The organism is Cryobacterium sp. TMT1-19, assembly GCF_004403055.1.
Taxonomy (GTDB): domain Bacteria; phylum Actinomycetota; class Actinomycetes; order Actinomycetales; family Microbacteriaceae; genus Cryobacterium; species Cryobacterium sandaracinum.
Window position 1 is genome coordinate 27,782 of record NZ_SOHB01000067.1, and the last position, 21,432, is coordinate 49,213.

At 67.4% G+C, this 21,432-nt stretch carries 19 protein-coding genes; 10 read left to right on the forward strand and 9 right to left on the reverse strand.

Annotation, left to right across the window (positions count from 1 at the left end; translation table 11 throughout):
- Positions 1 to 100: 100 nt before the first annotated feature.
- Positions 101 to 4,012 (reverse strand): DNA-directed RNA polymerase subunit beta', encoded by a 3,912-nt coding sequence (locus tag E3T40_RS15150; RefSeq protein ID WP_104100992.1) that lies wholly within the window; start codon positions 4,010 to 4,012, stop codon positions 101 to 103.
- 45 nt (positions 4,013 to 4,057) lie between these two features.
- Positions 4,058 to 7,552 (reverse strand): DNA-directed RNA polymerase subunit beta, encoded by a 3,495-nt coding sequence (gene rpoB, locus E3T40_RS15155; RefSeq protein WP_104100993.1) that lies wholly within the window; start codon positions 7,550 to 7,552, stop codon positions 4,058 to 4,060.
- 310 nt (positions 7,553 to 7,862) lie between these two features.
- Here rpoB and E3T40_RS15160 point away from each other — a divergent pair, with 310 nt between their 5' ends.
- A complete protein-coding gene (locus E3T40_RS15160) occupies positions 7,863 to 8,732 on the forward strand; it encodes a spermidine synthase (protein ID WP_134544617.1) in 870 nt (289 codons plus the stop codon).
- A gap of 145 nt (positions 8,733 to 8,877) precedes the next feature.
- On the opposite strand, the gene E3T40_RS16460 is transcribed toward E3T40_RS15160, so the two are convergent.
- Positions 8,878 to 9,054: a hypothetical protein gene (locus E3T40_RS16460; protein ID WP_166786660.1), complete on the reverse strand. Its 177-nt coding sequence runs from the start codon at positions 9,052 to 9,054 to the stop codon at positions 8,878 to 8,880.
- Between E3T40_RS16460 and E3T40_RS15165 the strand changes: the two genes are divergently transcribed.
- The 3 genes from E3T40_RS15165 to E3T40_RS15175 all read left to right on the forward strand — a co-directional run bounded on the left by E3T40_RS15165 (position 9,055) and on the right by E3T40_RS15175 (position 11,449).
- On the forward strand, positions 9,055 to 9,618 hold the full coding sequence (locus E3T40_RS15165; protein WP_233194147.1) for a hypothetical protein: 564 nt from the start codon (positions 9,055 to 9,057) through the stop codon (positions 9,616 to 9,618).
- A 119-nt stretch (positions 9,619 to 9,737) separates the two neighbouring features.
- The gene (locus E3T40_RS15170; RefSeq protein WP_241981803.1) at positions 9,738 to 10,955 is read left to right on the forward strand and encodes a sorbosone dehydrogenase family protein; all 1,218 of its coding nucleotides are present in this window, start codon (positions 9,738 to 9,740) and stop codon (positions 10,953 to 10,955) included.
- On the forward strand, positions 10,955 to 11,449 hold the full coding sequence (locus E3T40_RS15175; protein WP_104171732.1) for a SprT-like domain-containing protein: 495 nt from the start codon (positions 10,955 to 10,957) through the stop codon (positions 11,447 to 11,449). The genes E3T40_RS15170 and E3T40_RS15175 overlap by 1 nt, the downstream gene beginning before the upstream one ends.
- Before the next feature lie 67 nt (positions 11,450 to 11,516).
- Here the strand turns inward: E3T40_RS15175 and E3T40_RS15180 are convergent, their stop codons facing one another.
- The 4 genes from E3T40_RS15180 to E3T40_RS15195 all read right to left on the reverse strand — a co-directional run bounded on the left by E3T40_RS15180 (position 11,517) and on the right by E3T40_RS15195 (position 14,363).
- The gene (locus E3T40_RS15180) at positions 11,517 to 11,819 is read right to left on the reverse strand and encodes a DUF427 domain-containing protein (RefSeq protein ID WP_134544620.1); all 303 of its coding nucleotides are present in this window, start codon (positions 11,817 to 11,819) and stop codon (positions 11,517 to 11,519) included.
- A gap of 79 nt (positions 11,820 to 11,898) precedes the next feature.
- Complete coding sequence (locus tag E3T40_RS15185) at positions 11,899 to 12,507, reverse strand: 2-phosphosulfolactate phosphatase (RefSeq protein ID WP_104194990.1); 609 nt, start codon at positions 12,505 to 12,507, stop codon at positions 11,899 to 11,901.
- Between the two features lie 21 nt (positions 12,508 to 12,528).
- Complete coding sequence (locus E3T40_RS15190; protein ID WP_134544623.1) at positions 12,529 to 13,794, reverse strand: hypothetical protein; 1,266 nt, start codon at positions 13,792 to 13,794, stop codon at positions 12,529 to 12,531.
- 140 nt (positions 13,795 to 13,934) lie between these two features.
- Positions 13,935 to 14,363, reverse strand: coding sequence for an EVE domain-containing protein (locus tag E3T40_RS15195; RefSeq protein ID WP_241981804.1), 429 nt, complete (start codon positions 14,361 to 14,363; stop codon positions 13,935 to 13,937).
- Between the two features lie 43 nt (positions 14,364 to 14,406).
- Here E3T40_RS15195 and E3T40_RS15200 point away from each other — a divergent pair, with 43 nt between their 5' ends.
- From E3T40_RS15200 to E3T40_RS15215, 4 genes are all read left to right on the forward strand, one after another.
- Positions 14,407 to 14,919, forward strand: coding sequence for a hypothetical protein (locus tag E3T40_RS15200; protein ID WP_104101001.1), 513 nt, complete (start codon positions 14,407 to 14,409; stop codon positions 14,917 to 14,919).
- A complete protein-coding gene (locus E3T40_RS15205; protein WP_198412013.1) occupies positions 14,916 to 15,596 on the forward strand; it encodes a DUF1684 domain-containing protein in 681 nt (226 codons plus the stop codon). Before E3T40_RS15200 ends, E3T40_RS15205 begins: the two co-directional genes overlap by 4 nt.
- 232 nt (positions 15,597 to 15,828) lie before the next feature.
- Complete coding sequence (locus tag E3T40_RS15210) at positions 15,829 to 17,382, forward strand: DEAD/DEAH box helicase (RefSeq protein ID WP_134544629.1); 1,554 nt, start codon at positions 15,829 to 15,831, stop codon at positions 17,380 to 17,382.
- A 311-nt stretch (positions 17,383 to 17,693) separates the two neighbouring features.
- A complete protein-coding gene (locus E3T40_RS15215; RefSeq protein ID WP_104101003.1) occupies positions 17,694 to 18,227 on the forward strand; it encodes a GNAT family N-acetyltransferase in 534 nt (177 codons plus the stop codon).
- Positions 18,228 to 18,269: 42 nt separating this feature from the next.
- Here the strand turns inward: E3T40_RS15215 and E3T40_RS15220 are convergent, their stop codons facing one another.
- A complete protein-coding gene (locus E3T40_RS15220) occupies positions 18,270 to 18,857 on the reverse strand; it encodes an NUDIX hydrolase family protein (RefSeq protein ID WP_104101004.1) in 588 nt (195 codons plus the stop codon).
- A 401-nt stretch (positions 18,858 to 19,258) separates the two neighbouring features.
- Here E3T40_RS15220 and E3T40_RS16750 point away from each other — a divergent pair, with 401 nt between their 5' ends.
- Together E3T40_RS16750 and E3T40_RS15230 are read left to right on the forward strand one after the other, a co-directional pair.
- Positions 19,259 to 19,648: an ADP-ribosylglycohydrolase family protein gene (locus E3T40_RS16750; RefSeq protein ID WP_104171724.1), complete on the forward strand. Its 390-nt coding sequence runs from the start codon at positions 19,259 to 19,261 to the stop codon at positions 19,646 to 19,648.
- A gap of 363 nt (positions 19,649 to 20,011) precedes the next feature.
- Entirely contained in the window at positions 20,012 to 20,755 is a 744-nt protein-coding gene (locus E3T40_RS15230; RefSeq protein ID WP_104171723.1) for an alpha/beta hydrolase, read from the forward strand.
- A 164-nt stretch (positions 20,756 to 20,919) separates the two neighbouring features.
- Here the strand turns inward: E3T40_RS15230 and E3T40_RS15235 are convergent, their stop codons facing one another.
- Positions 20,920 to 21,357 carry a DUF5997 family protein gene (locus tag E3T40_RS15235; RefSeq protein ID WP_174720118.1) on the reverse strand — a complete coding sequence of 146 codons (438 nt, stop codon included), beginning with the start codon at positions 21,355 to 21,357 and terminating at the stop codon, positions 20,920 to 20,922.
- Between the last annotated feature and the right edge of the window lie 75 nt (positions 21,358 to 21,432).

Here is a 21,432-nt window from a genome sequence, read left to right on the forward strand (position 1 = left end):
CTCGGGTCTCGACAGGCTCGACCAGCGGGGGCGAACGGGCTTAACGGAGGACGGCCCCCTGCCGAGGCAGGAGGCCGTCCATGGAACCTATCGCTAGTGACTAGTTGTAGGTGCCGGGGGTGAAGTCATCCGACGAAAAGCTGTCGAAGTCGACGAAGCTCAGGTCACCCTCGTTGAACGCTGCATCATCGGTGAAGATGCGGTTCGGGTAACGCTCAGCCTTAGCTTCATCCGTTGCCTCGACGGTGACGTCGCGGTAGCGGGGAAGACCGGTGCCGGCCGGGATCAACTTACCGATGATCACGTTCTCCTTGAGGCCCATCAGCGGGTCGCTCTTGCCTTCCATGGCCGCCTGGGTCAGAACCCGGGTGGTCTCCTGGAAGGAAGCGGCCGACAGCCAGGACTCGGTCGCCAACGAAGCCTTGGTGATACCCATGACTTCTTGACGAGCCGACGCCGTCTTCTTGCCCTCGGTGAGCGCGGTGCGGTTGAGGTCGTTGTACTTCAACCGGTCAACGAGCTCGCCGGGGAGCAGGCCGGTGTCGCCGTGCTCGACGACGGTCACCTTGCGCAGCATCTGGCGAACGATGACCTCGATGTGCTTGTCGTGAATCGGCACACCCTGCGACCGGTAGACATCCTGCACGCCACCGACGATGTGCTTCTGCACGGCGCGAACACCCTTGACGCGAAGAACTTCCTTCGGGTCGACGGCGCCGATGATGATCTGCGTGCCGAGCTCGACATGCTGGCCATCCTCGACGAGGAGAGTGGAGCGCTTGAGCACCGGGTAGGCAATCGGCTCATCGCCGTTGTCGGGGGTCAGGATGACCTTCCGGCTGCGGTCGGTGTCCTCGATGGTGATGCGACCGGCGGTGTCGACGATCGGCGACGCACCCTTGGGGGTACGGGCCTCAAACAGTTCCTGCACACGAGGCAGACCCTGGGTGATGTCGTCGGCGGATGCCGATCCACCGGTGTGGAAGGTACGCATCGTGAGCTGGGTACCCGGTTCACCGATGGACTGTGCGGCGATGATACCGACGGCCTCACCGATGTCGACGAGTAGCCCGGTGGCGAGCGAGCGGCCGTAGCAGACCGCACACACTCCGACGGCCGACTCACAGGTCAGCACCGAGCGCACCTTGATGGTCTCGACACCGGCCTCGACCAGCTTGTCGATGAGCACGTCACCCACGTCGTCGCCGGCGTCAGCCACGATCTCACCCTTGGCGTTGACCGCCGGGGTGGCCAGGCTGCGAGCGTAGACCGCGTTCTCCACGTTGGGGTGGCGGACGAGATCGCCCATCGGGTTGACCTCGGCGATCGGCAGTTCCAGACCCTTGGTCGTGCCACAGTCGTCTTCGCGGATGATGACATCCTGCGAGACGTCCACGAGACGACGTGTGAGGTACCCGGAGTCGGCGGTACGCAGAGCCGTGTCGGCCAGACCCTTACGAGCACCGTGAGTAGCAATGAAGTACTCGGCGACGGACAGGCCTTCGCGGTAGCTCGAGATGATCGGGCGAGGAATGATCTCACCCTTCGGGTTGTTGACCAGGCCTCGCATACCGGCGATGTTCCGCACCTGCAGCCAGTTACCACGGGCACCGGAGGTGACCATGCGGTTGATGGTGTTGTCGGCCGGGAAGTTCTCCTGCATGGCCGCGGCAACGTCTTCGGTTGCCTTGGTCCAGATCTGGATGAGCTCCTGGCGACGCTCGAGGTCGGTCGTGAGACCCTTCTCGAACTGCGACTGCACCTTGGCGGCCTGCTTCTCATAGCCGGCAACGATCTGCGGCTTGTTCGGCGGGGTCAGGATGTCGCTGAGCGCCACGGTCACACCGGACCGGGTGGCCCAGTAAAAACCGGCGTCCTTGACGCGGTCAAGCGTCGCGGCGACTTCCACCTTCGGGTACCGTTCGGCGAGGTCGTTGACGATCGCCGAGAGGCTGCCCTTGTCGGCGACCTTTTCGAAGTACGGGTAGTCAACCGGCATGGCCTCGTTGAAGATCGCGCGGCCGAGCGTGGTGGTCACCAACACGGTTCCGACGGCCTGGCCGTTGACGAGTTCGACGCCTTCGGGCTGCGTGCCCTCCTCAAAGTACTTGTCGGCCAGACGGATGCGCACCTTGGCGTTCAGGTCGAGGCCCTGGTTCGCGTCCTTCTTCTGGTCGAAAGCGAGAATCGCTTCCGCGATCGAGGAGAACGCCCGGCCCTCGCCGATGACGCCTTCCTTGAGCGTGGTCAGGTGGTGCAGACCGATGATCATGTCCTGGGTGGGCAGGGTCACCGGGCGACCGTCAGACGGCTTCAGAATGTTGTTCGAGGCGAGCATCAGGATGCGCGCTTCGGCCTGGGCTTCCATCGACAGCGGCAGGTGAACTGCCATCTGGTCACCGTCGAAGTCGGCGTTGAACGCGGCACAGACGAGAGGGTGCAGCTGGATCGCCTTACCCTCCACGAGCTGAGGCTCGAACGCCTGGATGCCGAGGCGGTGAAGCGTCGGTGCCCGGTTCAGCAGCACGGGGCGCTCGCGGATGATCTCCTCGAGCACGTCCCAGACCTGCGGGCGTGAACGTTCGACCATGCGCTTGGCGGCCTTGATGTTCTGAGCGTGGCTCAGGTCGATCAGGCGCTTGATCACGAACGGCTTGAACAGCTCGAGTGCCATCTGCTTGGGCAGACCACACTGGTGCAGCTTGAGCTGCGGGCCGACGACGATGACCGAACGGCCGGAGTAGTCGACGCGCTTGCCGAGCAGGTTCTGACGGAAACGACCCTGCTTGCCCTTGAGCATGTCGCTCAGTGACTTGAGGGCGCGGTTACCGGTACCCGTGACGGGGCGGCCACGACGACCGTTGTCGAAGAGCGCGTCAACGGCCTCCTGCAGCATCCGCTTCTCGTTGTTCACAATGATCTCGGGGGCACCGAGGTCAAGCAGACGACGCAGGCGGTTGTTGCGGTTGATCACGCGACGGTAGAGGTCGTTGAGGTCGGAGGTCGCGAAGCGGCCACCGTCGAGCTGCACCATCGGGCGCAGTTCGGGCGGAATCACGGGGACGACGTCGAGCACCATCGCGGCCGGCGAGTTGCCGGTGATGATGAACGCGTTGACCACGCGGAGGCGCTTGATCGCACGGATCTTCTTCTGTCCCTTGCCCTCGGCGATCTGCAGGTGCAGGTTTTCGCTCTCGGTGACCAGGTCGAAGGCCAGCAGGCGCTTCTTGATGGCTTCGGCGCCCATGTAGGCCTCGAAGTACATGCCGAAACGGTCCTGCAGCTCGTGGAAAACGGAGTCTTCGGGCTTTAGGTCGCCGACCTTGAGGGTGCGGAAGTCTTCCCACACGCGCTCGAGGTGAGCGATCTGCTCGTCGAGAGACTTGCGGACCTGGCTCATCTCCTTTTCGGCGGCGTCCTTGGTGCGCTTCTTCTGGTCGCTCTTGGCGCCTTCGGCCTCCAGTGCTGCGAGGTCGGTTTCCAGGCGCTGCAGACGGTCGGCGATGCGGGAATCGCGCTGGCCCTCGATGGTCTTGATCTCGAGGCGGAGCTCGTTCTCAAGGCCGGGCATGTCCTGGTGGCGGCCGTCTTCGTCAACCGTGATGACCATGTACGCGGCGAAGTAGATGACCTTTTCGAGGTCCTTCGGAGCCATGTCCAGCAGGTAGCCGAGACGCGAGGGGACACCCTTGAAGTACCAGATGTGGGTGACCGGGGCGGCGAGCTCGATGTGACCCATGCGCTCACGGCGCACCGACGACTTCGTGACCTCGACGCCGCAGCGCTCGCAGACGATGCCTTTGAAGCGCACTCGCTTGTACTTGCCGCATGAGCATTCCCAGTCCCTGGACGGGCCGAAGATCTGCTCGCCGAACAGGCCGTCTTTTTCCGGCTTGAGCGTGCGGTAGTTGATGGTTTCGGGCTTCTTGACCTCACCGTGAGACCAGCGACGGATGTCGTCGGCGGTCGCAAGGCCAATGCGAAGCTCGTCAAATGTGGTTACGTCGAGCAATTTCTCTCCTTGGAAAGTATTCGAAGTGTTCGTCATCGGCCGGGCCTAGATGTCGTCGATCGAAGACGACTCAAACCGGGTGGAAATGTTGATGCCGAGCTCTTCCGCAGCGCGGAACACCTCGTCATCCGTGTCGCGCAGGCTGACGGCGGTACCGTCGCTCGACAGCACCTCGACGTTCAGGCACAGCGACTGCATTTCCTTGATCAGAACCTTGAAGCTCTCGGGGATACCCGGCTCCTGAATGTTCTCGCCCTTGACGATGGCCTCGTAGACCTTCACCCGGCCGAGGATGTCATCGCTCTTGATGGTCAGGAGTTCCTGCAGGGCATAAGCGGCTCCGTATGCTTCGAGCGCCCACACCTCCATCTCACCGAAACGCTGTCCGCCGAACTGCGCCTTACCACCCAGCGGCTGCTGCGTGATCATGGAGTAGGGGCCGGTGGAACGGGCGTGGATCTTGTCATCGACAAGGTGGTGCAGCTTCAGGATGTACATGTAGCCCACGGAAACCGGGTTGGGGAACGGCTCGCCGGAGCGGCCGTCGAACAACTGGGTCTTACCGGTGCGGTCAATCAGGCGGTCGCCGTCACGAGTCGGGGTCGTCGAGTCGAGGAGACCCTCGATCTCGACCTCGAGCGCGCCGTCGAATACCGGGGTCGCGACCTTGGTGTTCGGAGCTGCGCTGTGCGCGGCCTCGGGCAGACGGCCGGCCCACTTGGGCTTGCCTTCCACCTGCCAGCCCTGCTTGGCGATCCAGCCCAGGTGGGTTTCCAGGACCTGACCGAAGTTCATGCGGCCCGGGATGCCCAGCGGGTTGAGGATGATATCGACCGGGGTTCCGTCGGCGAGGAACGGCATGTCCTCGATCGGCAGGATGCGGGAGATGACACCCTTGTTGCCGTGACGGCCGGCGAGCTTGTCACCCTCGGTGATCTTGCGCTTCTGCGCGATGAAGACCGCGACGCGCTGGTTGACGCCCGAGCCGAGCTCGTCGTCGCCGTCCTGCGAGTCAAAGACCTTGACACCGATGATGGTGCCGCGCTCACCGTGGGGAACCTTGAGGCTCGTGTCGCGAACTTCGCGGCTCTTCTCGTTGAAGATGGCACGCAGCAGGCGCTCCTCGGCGGACAGCTCGGTCTCGCCCTTGGGCGTGACCTTGCCGACGAGGATGTCGCCGGGGCGAACCTCGGCACCGATCCGGATGATGCCGCGTTCGTCGAGGTCGGCGAGCAGATCAGGCGACACGTTGGGCAGGTCGCGAGTGATCTCTTCCTTGCCCAGCTTGGTGTCGCGAGCGTCAACCTCGTATTCCTCGATGTGAATCGACGAGAGGGTGTCGTCCTTGACCAGGTTCTGGCTCAGGATGATCGCGTCCTCGAAGTTGTAGCCTTCCCACGGCATGAACGCGACGAGCAGGTTCTTGCCGAGAGCGAGTTCTCCGTTTTCGGTGGCGGGGCCATCGGCGATGACTTCGCCGACTTCGATCCGCTCGCCGGCCTGCACGATGACGCGGTGGTTGTAGCTGGTGCCTTGGTTGGAGCGCGCGAACTTGCGCAGGTAGTACTCCTGCGTGCCACCCTCGTCGAGCTGGATGGTGACGACATCGGCCGAAACCTCCATCACCACGCCGGCCTTGTCGGCGGTGAGCACGTCACCGGCGTCGATGGCCGCAAAGACCTCCATGCCGGTACCGACGAGCGGGCTCTCGCTCATCAGGAGCGGGACGGCCTGACGCTGCATGTTGGCACCCATGAGGGCGCGGTTCGCATCGTCGTGCTCGAGGAACGGGATGAGCGAGGTGGCGACGGACACCATCTGGCGAGGCGAAACATCCATGTAGCCAATGTCTTCCGCGGGGAAGAGGTCGACCTCTCCACCCTTCTTGCGGGCGAGAACACGGGCGTCGGCGAAGTGCCAGTCCTTGGTGAGCGGGGCGTTCGCCTGGGCGACGATGAACTCGTCTTCTTCGCTGGCGGTGAGGTAGTCGATCTGGTCGTTCATGACCTTGCCATCGACGACGCGGCGGTACGGGGTCTCAATGAAACCGAAGGCGTTGATCCGCGCGAACGAGGCGAGCGAACCGATCAGGCCGATGTTCGGGCCTTCCGGGGTTTCGATGGGGCACATGCGGCCGTAGTGCGAGGGGTGAACGTCTCGCACCTCGACGCCGGCACGGTCACGGGACAGACCACCCGGACCCAGCGCGGACAGGCGACGCTTGTGCGTCAGTCCGGCGAGCGGGTTGTTCTGGTCCATGAACTGCGACAGCTGGCTGGTACCGAAGAACTCCTTGATCGCGGCGACGACGGGGCGCACGTTGATCAGGGTCTGCGGGGTGATCGCTTCGATGTCCTGCGTGGTCATTCGCTCGCGAACGACGCGCTCCATGCGGGACAGGCCGGTGCGCACCTGGTTCTGGATGAGCTCGCCGACGGCACGGATGCGACGGTTGCCGAAGTGGTCGATGTCGTCGATGTCGATGCGGATGTCGGTCTGCTTGCCGTCGCGGACTCCGGCGATCGTGGTCTGGTTGTCGTGCAGCGCAACCAGATACTTGATCGTGGCCAGGATGTCCTTGAGCGTCAGCACGGAGTCGCTGAGCGGCGCTTCGAGTCCGAGCTTGCGGTTGATCTTGTAACGACCGACCTTGGCCAGGTCGTAGCGCTTGGAGTTGAAGAAGAAGTTGTCGAGGAGCGCACGCGCGGCCTCGGCGGCAACCTGCTCGCCCGGACGCAGTTTGCGGTAGATGTCCTTGAGGGCTTCTTCCTTGGTGAGGATGTTGTCCTTCTCCAGGGTGAGCTCGATCGACGCAAAGCCCTTGAACTCCTCGAGGATCTCTTCGCTCGTGAGGCCGAGGGCCTTGAGGAAGACGGTGACGGACTGCTTGCGCTTGCGGTCGATGCGAACGCCGACCTGGTCGCGCTTGTCGATCTCGAATTCGAGCCAGGCACCGCGGCTCGGGATGACGCGAGCGGAGTAGATGTCCTTGTCGGACGTCTTCTCCTGCTGGCGGTCGAAGTAAACGCCCGGGGAGCGGACCAGCTGTGATACGACGACACGCTCCGTGCCGTTGATCACGAAGGTGCCCTTGGGGGTCATCAGCGGGAAGTCACCCATGAACACGGTCTGGGTCTTGATCTCACCGGTGAGGTGGTTCATGAACTCAGCGTTCACATAGAGAGGTGCGGAGTAGGTCTTACCCTTTTCCTTGCACTCGTCAATGGTGTACTTCTCCGGCTCGAGCTCCGGGTTGGTGAACGACAGCTGCATCGTTTCGCCGAGGTCCTCGATGGGTGAGATCTCTTCGAAGATCTCGTCGAGCCCGGTGCGAGTCGGCAGGTCCTGTCGACCGGCCGCCTGGCCTTCTGCGACACGCTGTTTCCAGTTGTCGTTACCGACGAGCCAATCGAAGCTCTCGGTCTGCAAAGCAAGCAGATCCGGAACAGTCAGATTGTCGGTGATCTTCGCGAACGAAAGACGGCCAGCGGCGCGTCCGTTCTTGGGTGAGTTGGTGGTTGCGTTGCGCGCAGCAGCCAAGGAAATAACCTCCGTGGACCCCGTCAGGTCTAGTCACTGTTAGTAAGGAATACCGAGTACGAACTCCTCAGACCCTCGAGTTCTGAAATTCCGGTGTTCTGAAATCCTGGAACGAGGTATGCGTCAAGGTGGCTTGAGCACGCAAAGCCGACCGCAATATGAAGGCAGAGTTTAGTCTGGGAGCGCAAAGAATAACTATATGCCGGTTAGCTCACCGTGTCCACTCAATTGTTGACGTGCCATAAATTCTCAGGTATAACCCGGTTTCGGGCCGCTCCGGTTCAGACTGCGGAGGGCGCAGACTTGAGGGATGAGCAGGCCTGTAGCGCAACATCCGTCGATCACCTTGAAACTGAGCGGCCACCATGCTGTCATCGAGCCCGACCGATTCACCCCGGGCAGCTTCAACCTGATCGTGGACGGCACGCCGCAGTCGAACGTGAACCTGGACGATCCGGGCGAGCTGTTCTTCGAATACGTGCAGCGGATCGGTCACGTGATCGACCTGATCGGCGAGGTGGGCGAGCCGATCACCGCCGTGCACCTCGGCGCCGGCGCGCTGACCCTCCCCCGATACGTGGAGGCGACCCGGCCGGGCTCCCGCCAGCAGGTCGTGGAGCTGGAGAGCGACCTGATCGATTTTGTTCGCGGTGAGCTGCCCTGGGACAAGCGGGCGCAGCTGCGCGTGCGGCACGGTGATGCCCGCGAGGTGCTGGCCAAGCTGCCGGCCGGGCTGCACGGCGCGGTGGACCTCGTCGTCGCCGACATCTTCTCCGGGGCCCGCACCCCGGCCCACGTGACCAGCCGCGAGTTCTACGAGTTGGCCGCTCCCCTTCTGTCGCCGCGCGGGGTGCTCGTCGTGAACGTCGCCGACGGGCCCGGTCTGCCGTTCGCCCGCTCACAGGCCGCGACGCTGTCAGCCGTCTTCGGACACGTGCTCGCCCTCGCGGAGACCCAGGTGCTCAAGGGGCGCCGGTTCGGCAATATCGTCTTCGTTGCCGCGCACACCCCCATCGACACGAGCTGGGTGTCGCGGCTGCTGGCGGGCGGGCCGCATCCGTCGAAAGTGGTCGAGGGTGCTGAGCTCACGCACTTCATGGCGACCGCGATGGTGACGACGGATGTGACGGCCACCCCGTCCCCGCTGCCCGGCCGCACGGTGTTCCAACTCGGCAGCTGAGCCGCGGTTACGCCGGGGGCCGCGCGCCGGGGGTCACGCGCCGGGCGTCGCGCGCCGGGGGTCGCGCGCCGGGTGATGTGTGGCCAACTCAGGAGATCCGGGGCCAAGGTGCTGCGGGCATCCGTGTTCATGCGGCTTTATGTACTCACGCGCTGGGATCTCCTGAGTTGGCCACGTGTGCGGCTCGCGGCGGGGCGACGAGGGCGACGGATGCCGGCAGCTCGGGGCAGATGGCGGCGGATGCCGGTGGATCGGGCCGGATCGGGGACCGGCCCGGCCCGGCCCGGCTACGCTGGTTGGGTTCACGTTTACTCCGCGGCATGTGCCGCCTTCGCCTCAGGACCACACCCTGCCCATCATCATTGGCTACGACGCCGTCACCCTGCGTGAGAAAGTCGACCTCTCTGCTGCTGAGCTGCGCCTCGAAGAACTCGGCGAGCTTCGCAGTCTGTCCGCCCTCAACGAGAAGGTCGTGCTCTTGCGGCTGACCGGACGCCTGGACGAGGCCTGGGACATGGCGAACACTGCGCTGCGCCAGTCCCGGTTCACCGGGTCGCGGGAAGAACTCGCGTTCAGTCGCATCCGTCGCGCCCAGGTGCAGCAGTATCGAGGCAAGCTCGACGAGGCGGTGACCGAGCTGACCCATTGTGTGCTCGAGTCCGAGACGCACGAGTGGGGCGCCGTCGCGGCGTTCGCCCGGGAAAGCCGCGGCAAGGTTCACTTCGAACAGGGCGACCTCGACGCCGCCCTGGCAGACTTCACGGCCTCGGTGACGCTGCGGGAGCAGGCCGGCGCCACGCCCGCCCTCCTCGAGAGCGCGCTCGTAGCCGTTGCGGTCGTCGAGTCCTTCATTGCCGAGCGGCGACAGACCCGCCTACAGCAGTAGCACTTCGGTGCCGCGGGGTGCCGGCCGGCCTGCGATTGACCGGCCGGCTGCATCCGGACATCGATTTGCAGGAGTTATGCACGGAAGGGGCCACTCACCTCGAAGCAGGAATTCGGGGCATGCTGGACACAGTGCCGGCGAGCGTGCCGGTGCGAAGGAGGTTGAAGATGAGCGGGCGGATGCCACCACGCAGCGGCGCGGCCGGGGTGCTGGCCCTGGGCGCGCTCCTGCTGCTCAGCGCGTGCACGGCGACCGCGCCCGGACCCGCGGCAGAGACCTCTACCCCCGCCCGGCCGGTTCCGTCCGACACCGTTGCACCCGGTCCGACCGGCACCGCCGGGCCATCGGTGCGGCCGGTCGACGCCCCGGTCGTGGTCGCATCCGGGCTGGATGCCCCCTGGTCGATCCTGCGCCTGCCGAACGACGGCACCCTGATCAGCGAACGCGACACGACCCTCATGCGCGAACTCCTGCCCGACGGCAGCCTGCGCGACGCCGGCCGGGTCGCCGAGGCGAGCCCGGGCGGTGAAGGCGGGCTGCTCGGCCTCGCCGCACTGGCCGACCCGGCCGCACCGGGCGGGACCGGGTGGGTCTACGCCTACTTCACGTCCGCCGACGACAACAAGATCGTACGGATGCCGCTGCTCGGCACGGTCGGAAGCCACACCCTCGGCGCATCCGAACCGGTGCAGGGCGGCATCCCGAAGGCCGGTAACCACAACGGCGGTCGGCTCGGTTTCGGCCCGGACGGCCTGCTCTACGCCACGGTCGGCGACGCCGGGAACCCCGAGAACGCCCAGGACCTGGGTTCCCTCGGCGGCAAGATCTTGCGGATGACGCCGACCGGCGCCGTGCCGGACGACAACCCGTTCGGCACGCTCGTCTACTCCTACGGCCACCGCAACCCGCAGGGGATCGCCTGGGACTCCAGCGGCCGACTCTGGGCCAGCGAGTTCGGACAGAACACCTGGGACGAGCTCAACCTCATCACCCCGGGCGGCAACTACGGCTGGCCGATCGTCGAGGGCCGGGGACAGAGCGCGGACTCCGGCTACCTCGACCCGGAGCAGCAGTGGCCCACCAGTGAGGCCAGCCCGAGCGGGCTCGCCATCGTGAACGACACCATCTTCATGGCGGCCCTGCGCGGCGAGCGGCTGTGGCGCATCGATCCCTCCACAGGCGAGGTCGATGACTGGTTCGGGAACAGCTTCGGGCGGCTGCGCGATGTGGTGTCGGGGCCCGATGGCACACTGTGGTTCGTGAGCAATAATACGGATGGCCGCGGCACCCCTTCCTCCGGCGACGACCGGCTTTACCAGGTGGCGGTGGCACCCTGATGGCCGACCTCGACCGGGTGCGGCACTGGGCGGACGCGTTGATCACGCTGCACCTCGATCCCAGCTGGACCTTCGCCTTCGACAACGCGAAGAAGCGAGCGGGGCTCTGCAACTTCACCGTGCGGCGCATCACCGTGTCCCGCTACCTGGCGGCGCGCTACGAAGACGATGACGTGCACCAGATCCTGCTGCACGAGGTCGCGCACGCTCTGGCCGGACCGCGCGCCGGCCACGGGCCGAAGTGGAAGGTGATCGCGCGGAACCTCGGCTATGACGGCAAGAGCACGCACGACGGCGAGATCGCCGACGAGCTCGCGCCGTGGGTCGGCACCTGCCCGGCCGGCCACGCGCACTACCGTTACCGACAACCCACCCGGGCGTTCGCCTGCGGGCTGTGCGTGCGCGGATTCGACAAGCGGTTCCTGATCCGGTGGACACGGCGCGAGATCACGGCCGCCGCCCGGCGACAGGCTGCGGGGGCGGCGAAGCCCTAGCTCTGCCCTGTGGTCTCAACAGGCTCGACCACCGATTACTCGGGCCGGCCGTCCGGCCAGGAGCGGGCTACTCGGAGACCTGGATTTCTTTCCAGAAGGCGACGTAGTTGCTGTAGTCCTGGCCGACCCGGTCGAAGGAGGCCGAGGGCGGAGTCGGGTAACTGAAGGCGCGATCCTGCAGCAGAGTCTCGCCGTCCTTGACGCTGAAGTACTGGCACGCGCCCTTCCAGGAGCAGGTGTACTGCGTGGGGCTCTCGACGAGGAACTCGGAGTTCACGCTCGCCGGTGGGAAGTACCAGTTGCCCTCGATCTTGAGGAGATCTGCCTGCGGTGCTTCGGCGATGACGGTGCCGTTGAGTACTGCCTTCATGGGAGTTGCTCCTTCAGTGAGATTCAAACAGTGAGGATGAAACGAGGGGTTCGGCTCAGAGGCCGCTTCAGGTGCAACCTCAGCCCGGAAAGGCGAATTCCCACAGTCGGGAGATTCCCGGGGAGCGCGCCGGGGCATCCGTCGCCGGGGCCTGCGTCGCCGGGGCCTGCGTTGCCGGGGCCTCGAGACCTACCGCAGCCTGCACCTCGGCCGACCGCCCCTCGGCGACGAGCGCCTGGGCGGTTTCGGACGCGGTGACCAGGTGCCGCACGGCCCGCGCGAGACCCGCGAATCCCGCGGCGGCCGCGGCCGCCTCCGGCGAGCAGTGGTCGATGCCGCGGGCGGCGAGGGCGTCGATCACGGCGCCGGCGGCGAGGAAGTCCTCCACCGCGAACCGGGGGGCGCCGCCATGGCGTTGCTCGCCCACGGCGATCACGGCCACGGAGAACCGGTCTCCCTTCTCCGCCTGGCGGGCGAGCACCCATTCGGCCACGCTCGCGCGATTGGCGAGGCTCGCGGCGATGACCTGGTGCTCGTGCAGGGCAGTCGGGAGAACGATCTCGGAGCCGGGCGACGGCAAAGCGTCGGCCAGGATGACCACGTCGGCCTCGGCGGCCAGAGCCTGGAACCCGGCCAGGCCGACATCGAAACGGACCTGGTACTTCTGTTGGGGCGCGTCTTTGTTCACGCCCCAAGGGTAGCGGCGGCGCTACCGGACGTCGAAGCGGGCGAGCGCGTCGGCATCCGTGGCATGGGTCATCGCGCTGCGCGCGGTGTCCAATGCGGACACCGGGTCGGCCTCCGAAGCCGCCAGGCTCAGCTTGCGTTCGGCCTCCGCGAGGCGGGTGCGCGCCACAGCGCCCACGCGGCCGGGATGCGCGGTGATGAAGTCGCGGGTCACGGTGATCTGGCTGCGCGCGGCCAACAGAGCGCCGGTCAGCGCGCCACGGGCGTTGTCGAGCCGCAACTGGCGGTTGCGGGCCTCGGAACGGATCAGGTCGAGACCGTCCATTGCCGTGCGCAGTCGGGACTGGTCAGCGGCAGGGTCGCTCAAGCGCGACGGCTGCCGCAGCTCGCCGACCACCCGGTCGGCCTCCGCAATAACGCGGTTCAGTTCGCCGCGGGCCGTGGTCTCCTCGTGGGTGTCGCGCAGCACGCGCACCTCGGCCAGCTCGGCGTCCGCCGCGTCGAGCGCTCGGGCCAGGGAGGCGAATCCGACGTGCAACTGGTCTTCGCCCTGTTCGATCGCGTCGAGCAGGGTGCCGGCGCGGTGCAGGGCCTGCTCGGCCGCGAGCAACCGGTCACCCACGGGGTCGGTGGCTTCGCGGGAGAGACGGGCGGCCGCGGCATCCGCTGCCCGGCGGGCGTCATCGACGGCCTCTTCGGCGCGGGCGACGTTGCCGCTGATCGGGGCCAGGGCGTGCGCGGCATACGTGCGGCTGAGCCGGGAGAGGCTGGCGGTGCCGGCCGCGACGCGGTCGGCGACCCGGTCGAGGCGACGACGCAATTTCTCAAGCAGCAGCGGGGCATCCCGTTCGACGCCGCGCCGGGAGTCGAAAGTGCGGGTCTCCGCGCCGAGGCGCTTGACGGCCTCGTCGGCGAGCACGATGATCTCCTCGGTCCAGCGGCGACGCTCACCCTCGGAGTCGGGCACGCTGTCGTCGAGCTTCTGCTGCAGCAGGAACGCGTCACGCACCTGCCGCCGGGAGGAGTCGAGCGCGGCGGCGAAGTCGCTGGTGGCGTTCTCCCCGAACTGGGCGACCGCGAAACCGAGCTCGTCGGTGGCGACCTCGATCAGGTCATCCGCACGCACGAGGGCGATTGCGGCGGCTCGGGTGCGCTCCGCGGCCAGAGCGAGGTCGACGCGCGCGCGCGCCCAGACCCGGCGCCGCATGATCATCACGATCACCACGACGACCGCTGCCGCCCCACCGAAAACGACGGCCGAGGGCACCCACCAGAACTCGCCAGTCATGCCTTCAGTGTACCGAACGGATGCGCCTCACCCCGGCGCCGCACCCGGCGGCACGTCCTTGAAAATCGCCGATCCCACCCACAATCGCCGCGGAAACGGGTCGCCTCGGCATCATCGGCGAAGAACGGCTGGTACCAGCGCTACTCCCGGCGCATCTGCCGCCGGATCACCTCGAAGTCGTGCCGGGAGATCTCGAGCAGCCCCCGGCGCAGCTGGTAGCCCCAGTCGGGGTTGCTGCGGGTGAACTCGAGCACCGACAGGAGCGGGCGAATGGAGGCGGCCACGACATCCGTTTCGTAATCGATGTGACGTCGCCACGGGCGGTACGAGCTCGGGGCGGCGGACTCGCCTTGATGCACGATTCCGGGGGCGATGCGACCGATCGCGGTGAACTCGCGCAGCGCGTCGCCGTCGATGTCCGTCTTCGGGGAATAGTAGACCACCCCGTCGGACTCGCCCATCTGCTCGAGCGCCACCCGGGCCCCGTGGCTGGCCTGCACGAGCCCCACCGCGACGGCGCGCAGCACGTGTTCGCGTGAGGCAACGCCCAGCCAGTATCGAATTGCCACCCTCTTAGTTGTACTGCATGCCCCAGCACCACAGACTGGGGTCATGCGTGTTCTTCTGAAAGAGATCCTCGACTGCTCCCCCGATGCCGCCTGGCGCGCCCTGCGGAGTCCTGCCGTGTTCCGCGAGGTAAGTTCGCCCGTGGTGAGCGTCGAATCGCTCGAGATGGATGGCTTCCCCACCATCTGGGAGCCGGGTGAGCATCCGGTCAGCTTGACTGCGCTCGGCCTGGTGCCGATGGGCGACCAGGTGATCCGCCTGACCATGGCGACCACCCGGAAGGATGGCGTGCGCATCCTGCGTGACACCGGCCGCGGGGTATCGGGGCCGCTCGCCTCGGTCACCCTCTGGGACCACCGGATGGCCGTGTCTCCCGACCCGGCCGGCACCGGCAAGACGCTTTTTCGAGACCAGCTGATCTTCCGCACCGGCGCGCTCACCCTGGCCAGCTGGCCCGTTTTCTGGGCGCTCTGGCAGTGGCGGCTGCACCAGCTCAAGCGCCTCGCGCCGAACTGGAGCCTCGACCTCGGCGTCGATGAGTCCGGCGCGAGCTCGTGAGCACCACCCTCGGCGCCCTGCAGGTGGCCGACTGGCGTCGGCGCGTGTTCGGGCTGTACGGCGGCGTGCGCCAGCTCAGCGCGCACGACCCGGCCGCCGGCCACGAACTGTGGCGGAGCGGCAGGGACGACCTGTTCGGCGGGCATTCGGCGTCGCCGTTGATGCCCGACGACCGGGCCGGCTTCACCGGGCTGCCGGTCGCCGCCTACGACCCCGACTGGCGGTTCGAGGCCGAGGTGCACCGCGCGGAACATCCGATGCGCATCTCGGTTGACACCGGCACCGACGGGAAGGTGCAGTTCGACCTCGTCGGCACCGTGCGTTTGCCCTACCTGGGACCAATCGACCTGTGGCGGCTCTCCAGCTACGGCGGCGGGCTCTTTCTGCCTGTGCGCGACGGTCTGGCCGGCAAGCCCGGCGGAACCTACGGCGGCGGTCGCTACCTGCTCGACACGGTCAAGGGCGCCGACCTGGGCGCCGGGGCCGACGACGACAGCATCATCCTCGACTTCAACTTCGCCTACAACCCGTCCTGCGCGTACGACCCGATGTGGGCCTGTCCGCTGCCCCAGGCCGGCAATACCGTGGCCGCGGAGGTGCCCGTCGGCGAGCTGACCCCCGGTGCGGAGCGCCACCCCACGGCTCCCGTCGGGCGGGCGTTCGACCCTAGGGCTTGACAGCATCCGCTAGAATGGAAGCTTGCGTGTGTGCAGTTGCGCTCGCTGCGTCGTAGAACGCCTCTTCTTATTGCGGCAGCCCACCAGGGCCGGCCCGATTTTTCGAATTAAACCTTCTTACGGCGAACGGATGTGCCCATCGGCACCTTCGCCATGTGAAACCTCTGAGGCTCCGAGTTGCCGCCCGTGCGGAACGGATGCCCGAGGAATCTGATGCCCGAAAGGCACCATTTTGTCTGAAACTTCCTTTAGCGCGCTTGGCGTGCCGGCCCCTCTCGTTGCCATCCTGACCGAGCAGGGCATCGACAGCCCGTTCCCGATCCAGGTGGACACGCTGCCCGACACCCTCAACGGCCGCGACGTGCTCGGCCGCGGCAAGACCGGCTCCGGCAAGACCCTCGCGTTCGCACTGCCCATGGTGTCACGCCTCGGCGGCAAGCTCGCCGGCGGCCGACGTCGTCCGGGCCGCCCGCTCGGCCTCATCCTCGCCCCGACCCGCGAGCTGGCCACGCAGATCACCAACGCGCTCACGCCGTTGGCCGAGGCGTACGGCCTCAACACAACCACGATCTTCGGTGGCGTCTCGCAGGGCCGCCAGGTTTCCGCACTCAAGGCCGGCGTCGACATCGTCGTGGCCTGCCCGGGTCGCCTCGAGGACCTCATGAAGCAGGGCTTCATCAGCCTGGACGCCGTCGAGATCACCGTGCTCGACGAGGCCGACCACATGGCGGACCTGGGCTTCCTGCCCGTCGTCACGCGCATCATGGACAAGACGCCCAGCAGCGGCCAGCGCCTGCTGTTCTCGGCCACGCTCGACAACGGGGTGGACAAGATCGTGCGCCGTTTCCTGCACAACGAGGTCATGCACTCGGTCGACGAGGCCAACAGCCACGTCTCCGCGATGACGCACCACGTCTTCGAGATCGACGGCGTCGAATCGAAGAAGGCGCTCGTCGAGAAGCTCGCGAGCGGTTCCGGCCGCCGCATCCTCTTCATGCGCACCAAGCACCAGGCCAAGAAGCTCGCCAAGTCGCTCACCGACGCCGGGATCCCCTCCGTCGACCTGCACGGCAACCTTTCACAGGTGGCCCGTGACCGCAACCTCGCCTCGTTCAGCGCCGGCGACGTGAAGGTTCTCGTCGCCACGGATGTCGCCGCCCGCGGCGTGCACGTCGACGACATCGAACTCGTCATCCACGTCGACCCGCCGGCCGAGCACAAGGCGTACCTGCACCGCTCGGGCCGGACCGCCCGCGCCGGCAGCGCCGGCGACGTCGTGACTCTGGTTCTTCCCGAACAGCGCCGCGACACCGACGCGCTGCTGCGCAAGGCCGCCATCAAGGTGACCCCGCAGCGCGTGACCGCGTCCTCCCCCGCCGTGGACGCCCTCGTCGGCGACGTCGCAGCGTACGTCAAGCCGCTCCCCCGCGTGGAGCAGCCGCACGGCCAGTCCCAGGGCGGCCGCTCGCAGGGCGCCAACGCCCAGCGCAAGCGCGTCAACCGCGATGAGCGCGACTCCGGCTCCCGTGACTCCGGCGCCCGCGCCGGTGGAGCACGTGGCAACCGCGGACACCGCGGCAGCGACGCAGTGGCACCCGCCGGCGGAGCGCGCCAGGAGCGCTCGGGCCGCCCCGCGGCATCCGGTCGCAGCCAGGGATCGGGCAACGCCCAGAGCCGTCCGGCCCAGGGTGGTCGCTCCGGCGGCCTCCAGGTCGGGGGCCTCGTGCGCGGCGCCGGTGCCACCGGCGGCGCTCGTCGCTCGGCCCCGCGCCGCGCGCAGGGCTAGTCGCTCGGTAGCATCTGCACGTTAGTTCCACTGTGAACGGGCCGGCCTCTCCCGAGGCCGGCCCGTTCTGCCTTGTGGCCAACTCAGGAGAAACATGCCCGTGACGGATGCTCGGCCCCGGAATCACGTGGCGCCACACCATGGCGCCACCGGATCTCAGGAGTTAGCCACTTGTTATCCGACTCATCGGCGGGGTCTGGAGCCGCCGTAGACCGGGAAGTCGCGGGTCGGACGGGAGCCGTCGGCGCAGTGACCACGGGCAGAACCCGGCAGCGTCAATCGTGTGCCTGCGGCTGAGCTAGTCTCGGGTCATGGCCACCACAGCAGTACTTCGTCCCGTCGCAGAAGCGGATGCCGACAGTCTCGGCCGCGTGCATGCCACCTGCTGGCACGAAACCTACGACCAGTTGCTCAGCGAGGCCGCCCTCGAGCAGCTGCAGCCCGCACGCCTGGCCGCCATGTGGCGCCGGTTCAGCGCCCAAGGACCGAACCACCGCCAGGTTGCGGCCCTCGTCGACGGCGAGATCGTCGGATTCGCCGGCAGCGGGCCGTCCCGCGACGCCGACAAACCGGCCCCGATGGAGCTCTACTTCATCTACCTGCTCGACGCCTACCACGGCACCGGCATCGGCCAGCAGCTCTTCGACGCGGTCGTCGACGAGGGCCCGTCCTACCTGTGGGTCGCCGAAAACAACCCCCGCGCGCACTCGTTCTACAAGCGCAACGGCTACGCCCCCGACGGCCACGAGCAGGATCAGGAAGTGCTCGGCGAACAGCTCCACGAAGTGCGCCTGGTGCGACCGCGCTCGCTCGCACGTCGTCTGTCACTCGTCACGACCGAGTAGCTCGCAGCGGCGGCCCGCAGGATCGGGCCGCCATCAGGCGGCTTAACGCAGCTCGCCGACCGAGGCGAGCGCCATGCGCAGCAGCGCCCCGCGCCCGCCCTCCATCTCGGCTGCCACCGCGTCGGAGGCAGCCTCCTTGGGGGTCATCCAGGTCAGTTCGAGGGCGTCCTGGCGCGGGTCGCAGGTGCCGGTGACGGGAACGACGTAGGCCATCGAAACGGCGTGCTGGCGGTCATCCGTGAACGCGGTGATGCCCGGCATCGGGAAGTATTCGGCCACCGTGAACGGCACCGGGCTCATCGGCAGCTGCGGGAAGGCCATCGGGCCGAGATCCTTCTCGAGATGCCGGAAGAGGGCGTCGCGCAGGGTCTCGCCGTAGAGCACGCGGCCGGACACGAGCATCCGAGTCATCTCGCCGGTCGACCGGGCGCGCAGGAGCACGCCGACCTCCACGACCTGGCCGAGGCCGTCGACGCGCACGGGCACCGCCTCGATGTAAAGGATCGGAAGTCGGCGCCGCACTTCGGCCAGCTCGACGTCGCTCAGCCAGCCCGGGTTGGTGTGGGGCGGCCCCGCGCCCTCGGGGCCAGGCGTCCAGTCCGGATCGGGGTCAGGGGTGCGCACGCTCATGAGGCTATTCTGTCGTACCCTGCGCCCGGATACGCCATGGGCACCCCGCTGCGGGTCGGACGGAACGGGCGCGGTCCGGCGCGCGTGCGGCGACGGTCTGCGCATGGTGAGGCAGAGAACTGCGGCGGCGCGCCACGACCGCGCGCTCGGCGCCTTCACCGGCTGGCGCTCGGCGATGCACTCGGGATGCCGACGCAGGACCTGTCCCGGGCTTAGATCGAGGCCGACTACGGCGCCAGTGAGGGGTTTCGGGACCCCGGACCGCACCAGCCGATCGCCGTCGGGATGCCCGCCGGGTCGATCACGGATGACGCGGAGCAGGCCAGTCTGCTGGCCCGCTCCTGATCGATTGTCACGGCCAGGGCGACCCCGGCGTCTTCGCGAAGCGGCTTCTCGACTAAGTGGAACGGGCGCGGGCGCGCGGCTCCCTCGATCTGCTCGGACCCTCGACGACGACGCTTGAGCGCCTGCGATCCGGCGTGTCATCCCTCGAGTCCGGGCGCTTCGGCACGACCAACGGCGCGGCCATGCGCATCACCCCCGTGGGGATCTCCTTCGGCCTTGCTCCCCTCGCCGGGTTCATCGACCGGGTGGCCCGGGCCGGCGCAGTCACCCACAACACCGGACTCGGGTTCGCCGGCCGTCTCTGGTGGGCGACCGGCCACCTCGCGGGCCTCACTCCGGCGGCGCGGGGCGAGGCGGCGGACCAGCTGATCGGGACATCCGTCGCCGGTCGAGCAGGTGGCGACGGATGCTCGGGCCGGCCAGGGCAGGCCAGGCGGGGCGAGTGAGGTGAGGCTGACTCAGGAGAAACGGGTGGCTGGCGCGGTCGCCCCGCGAAACGACGCGGTAACATGCGGAACTCTGCGGGGGCGCGCCCGCCGCTGCCGGAATCTCCTGAGTTGGCCACGGGGTGCCCGCGGATGCCGCCGCCACGTGGGGAAGTGCCGGCCGGTGGTGTGCATGGCTCCTGCAATTCGGCGGAGCGGTGGCACGGTTCCCGGAAGTACGGGCATCTTTCCGGCTTCTCGCAGCGGATCGCCGGAGTTCTGCATGGGGTACGACGGATGCCGACCGATTTTGCCGCGTCCCCGGGAGTGGAAAGATTGACCCGTCGGCGTTTCCCGGTGTCGACCTCGAACAGGAGGACCACCATGGGCCCGAACGACACCAATCCCGGCGGCGACGCCTCCACCGGGAGCGACGACACCACCGAGAGCAGCACCACCGGCGCCGCCGCCGCGTGCGCCGAGCCCATCGACCCGGATGCCGTGCTGTGGAGCGCGTCTGGCGCCGACCGTGCCGGGCGACCGCTTCTGCTGATTCTGCATGGCTACGGTTCGCACGAGGGGGATCTCTTCTCGCTGGCGCCGCACCTGCCGCTGCATCCGGTGATCGCCGCGCTGCGCGCCCCGCTCCCGACCGGTCCGGGCTGGGCCTGGTTCCCGATCGGGGCCGCCGGCGCCAAGGTCAACCCGGGCTCGCCGAGCGCCGACGCACTGGATGCTGCCGCCGCCGGGGTGCTCGAATGGCTGGACGGCCTTCCCGAGCAGCCCGCGTCCGTCGGACTACTCGGCTTCTCGCAGGGCGGGGCTATGGCGCTGCAGCTGCTGCGGCAGGCACCCGACCGGTTCGCGTTCGCGGTGCAGCTGTCCGGTTTCGTGGGGCGCAGCGAGCACACCGGTGACGAGCGCCTGCGTGAGCGGCGCCTGCCGGTCTTCTGGGGCCGCGGCACGGCCGACCCGGTCATCCCGCAGGATGCCGTCGACCGCACCCGGGCATGGCTTCCCGAACACTCCACACTTACCGAGCGCATCTACGAGGGCATGGGCCATTCCATTTCGCAAGCCGAACTGGGCGAGATCGTCACGTTCCTGCGCGCGCAGTACGACGCCTAGGAGGCCCGACACCCGACACAGCAGCGTCTCCCGCCCCGAACGAATTCGACGGAGATTTTGGCCCGAGTTGGCCAAAAAGGCCGGAATCGACGTCCTACGGGCAAAATCTCCGTCGAATTGGTGAGACGACGCGGAGGGAGCGACGTGCGCGCGGGACGGCGGCGCTAGCGGCCGCGACCGGCCTTCTCGTTCTGGGCCGCCTGGCGGGCGACGTGGGCGATCTTGCGGGCGCGCTCGGCGTCGCGGTCCTTGACCCGGATCTGCTCCTCGCGCACCTCATACTGGGTGGCACGCTCGGTCACGAGCCAGGCCGGCGGCTGCTGCAGCAGAGCCTGGATCTCGGCGGAGGTGAGCGGCTCCGTCACGGCGCCGCGCACGAGGCCGGAGATCGAGACGCCAAGCTTGGCGGCGACGACCTGCTTGGGATGCGGGCCATTCGCCCGCAGTTCGACCAGCCAGGCAGGCGGTTTCGCTTCGAGCGCGGCCAGCTCGGTGCGCGACACGGGTGCGCTCTGGAATTCTTCCGGGGCTGCTTCGAGCAGAATCCCGAGCTTTTGGGCCGCCGTGGCGGGCTTCATGGTCTGGGTCTTCTTCTCGCTCATCAGTCAAGCGTATAGCCTGAGAGCACCCGCATAGCCTGAGAGACAGCCGCTCCCCACGGATCTACGTTCGCAGTG

What these genes read in the sequence shown, in the direction of transcription:
- E3T40_RS15190 (WP_134544623.1), bottom strand. Translation starts at nt 13,794, where the DNA reads ATGACTGGCGAGTTCTGGTGGGTGCCCTCGGCCGTCGTTTTCGGTGGG.
- E3T40_RS15220 (WP_104101004.1), bottom strand. Translation starts at nt 18,857, where the DNA reads ATGAGCGTGCGCACCCCTGACCCCGATCCGGACTGGACGCCTGGCCCC.
- E3T40_RS15200 (WP_104101001.1), top strand. Translation starts at nt 14,407, where the DNA reads ATGCGTGTTCTTCTGAAAGAGATCCTCGACTGCTCCCCCGATGCCGCC.
- E3T40_RS15230 (WP_104171723.1), top strand. Translation starts at nt 20,012, where the DNA reads ATGGGCCCGAACGACACCAATCCCGGCGGCGACGCCTCCACCGGGAGC.
- E3T40_RS15175 (WP_104171732.1), top strand. Translation starts at nt 10,955, where the DNA reads ATGGCCGACCTCGACCGGGTGCGGCACTGGGCGGACGCGTTGATCACG.
- E3T40_RS15160 (WP_134544617.1), top strand. Translation starts at nt 7,863, where the DNA reads ATGAGCAGGCCTGTAGCGCAACATCCGTCGATCACCTTGAAACTGAGC.
- E3T40_RS16460 (WP_166786660.1), bottom strand. Translation starts at nt 9,054, where the DNA reads ATGCCGCGGAGTAAACGTGAACCCAACCAGCGTAGCCGGGCCGGGCCG.
- E3T40_RS15215 (WP_104101003.1), top strand. Translation starts at nt 17,694, where the DNA reads ATGGCCACCACAGCAGTACTTCGTCCCGTCGCAGAAGCGGATGCCGAC.
- E3T40_RS15180 (WP_134544620.1), bottom strand. Translation starts at nt 11,819, where the DNA reads ATGAAGGCAGTACTCAACGGCACCGTCATCGCCGAAGCACCGCAGGCA.
- E3T40_RS15170 (WP_241981803.1), top strand. Translation starts at nt 9,738, where the DNA reads ATGCTGGACACAGTGCCGGCGAGCGTGCCGGTGCGAAGGAGGTTGAAG.
- E3T40_RS15235 (WP_174720118.1), bottom strand. Translation starts at nt 21,357, where the DNA reads ATGAGCGAGAAGAAGACCCAGACCATGAAGCCCGCCACGGCGGCCCAA.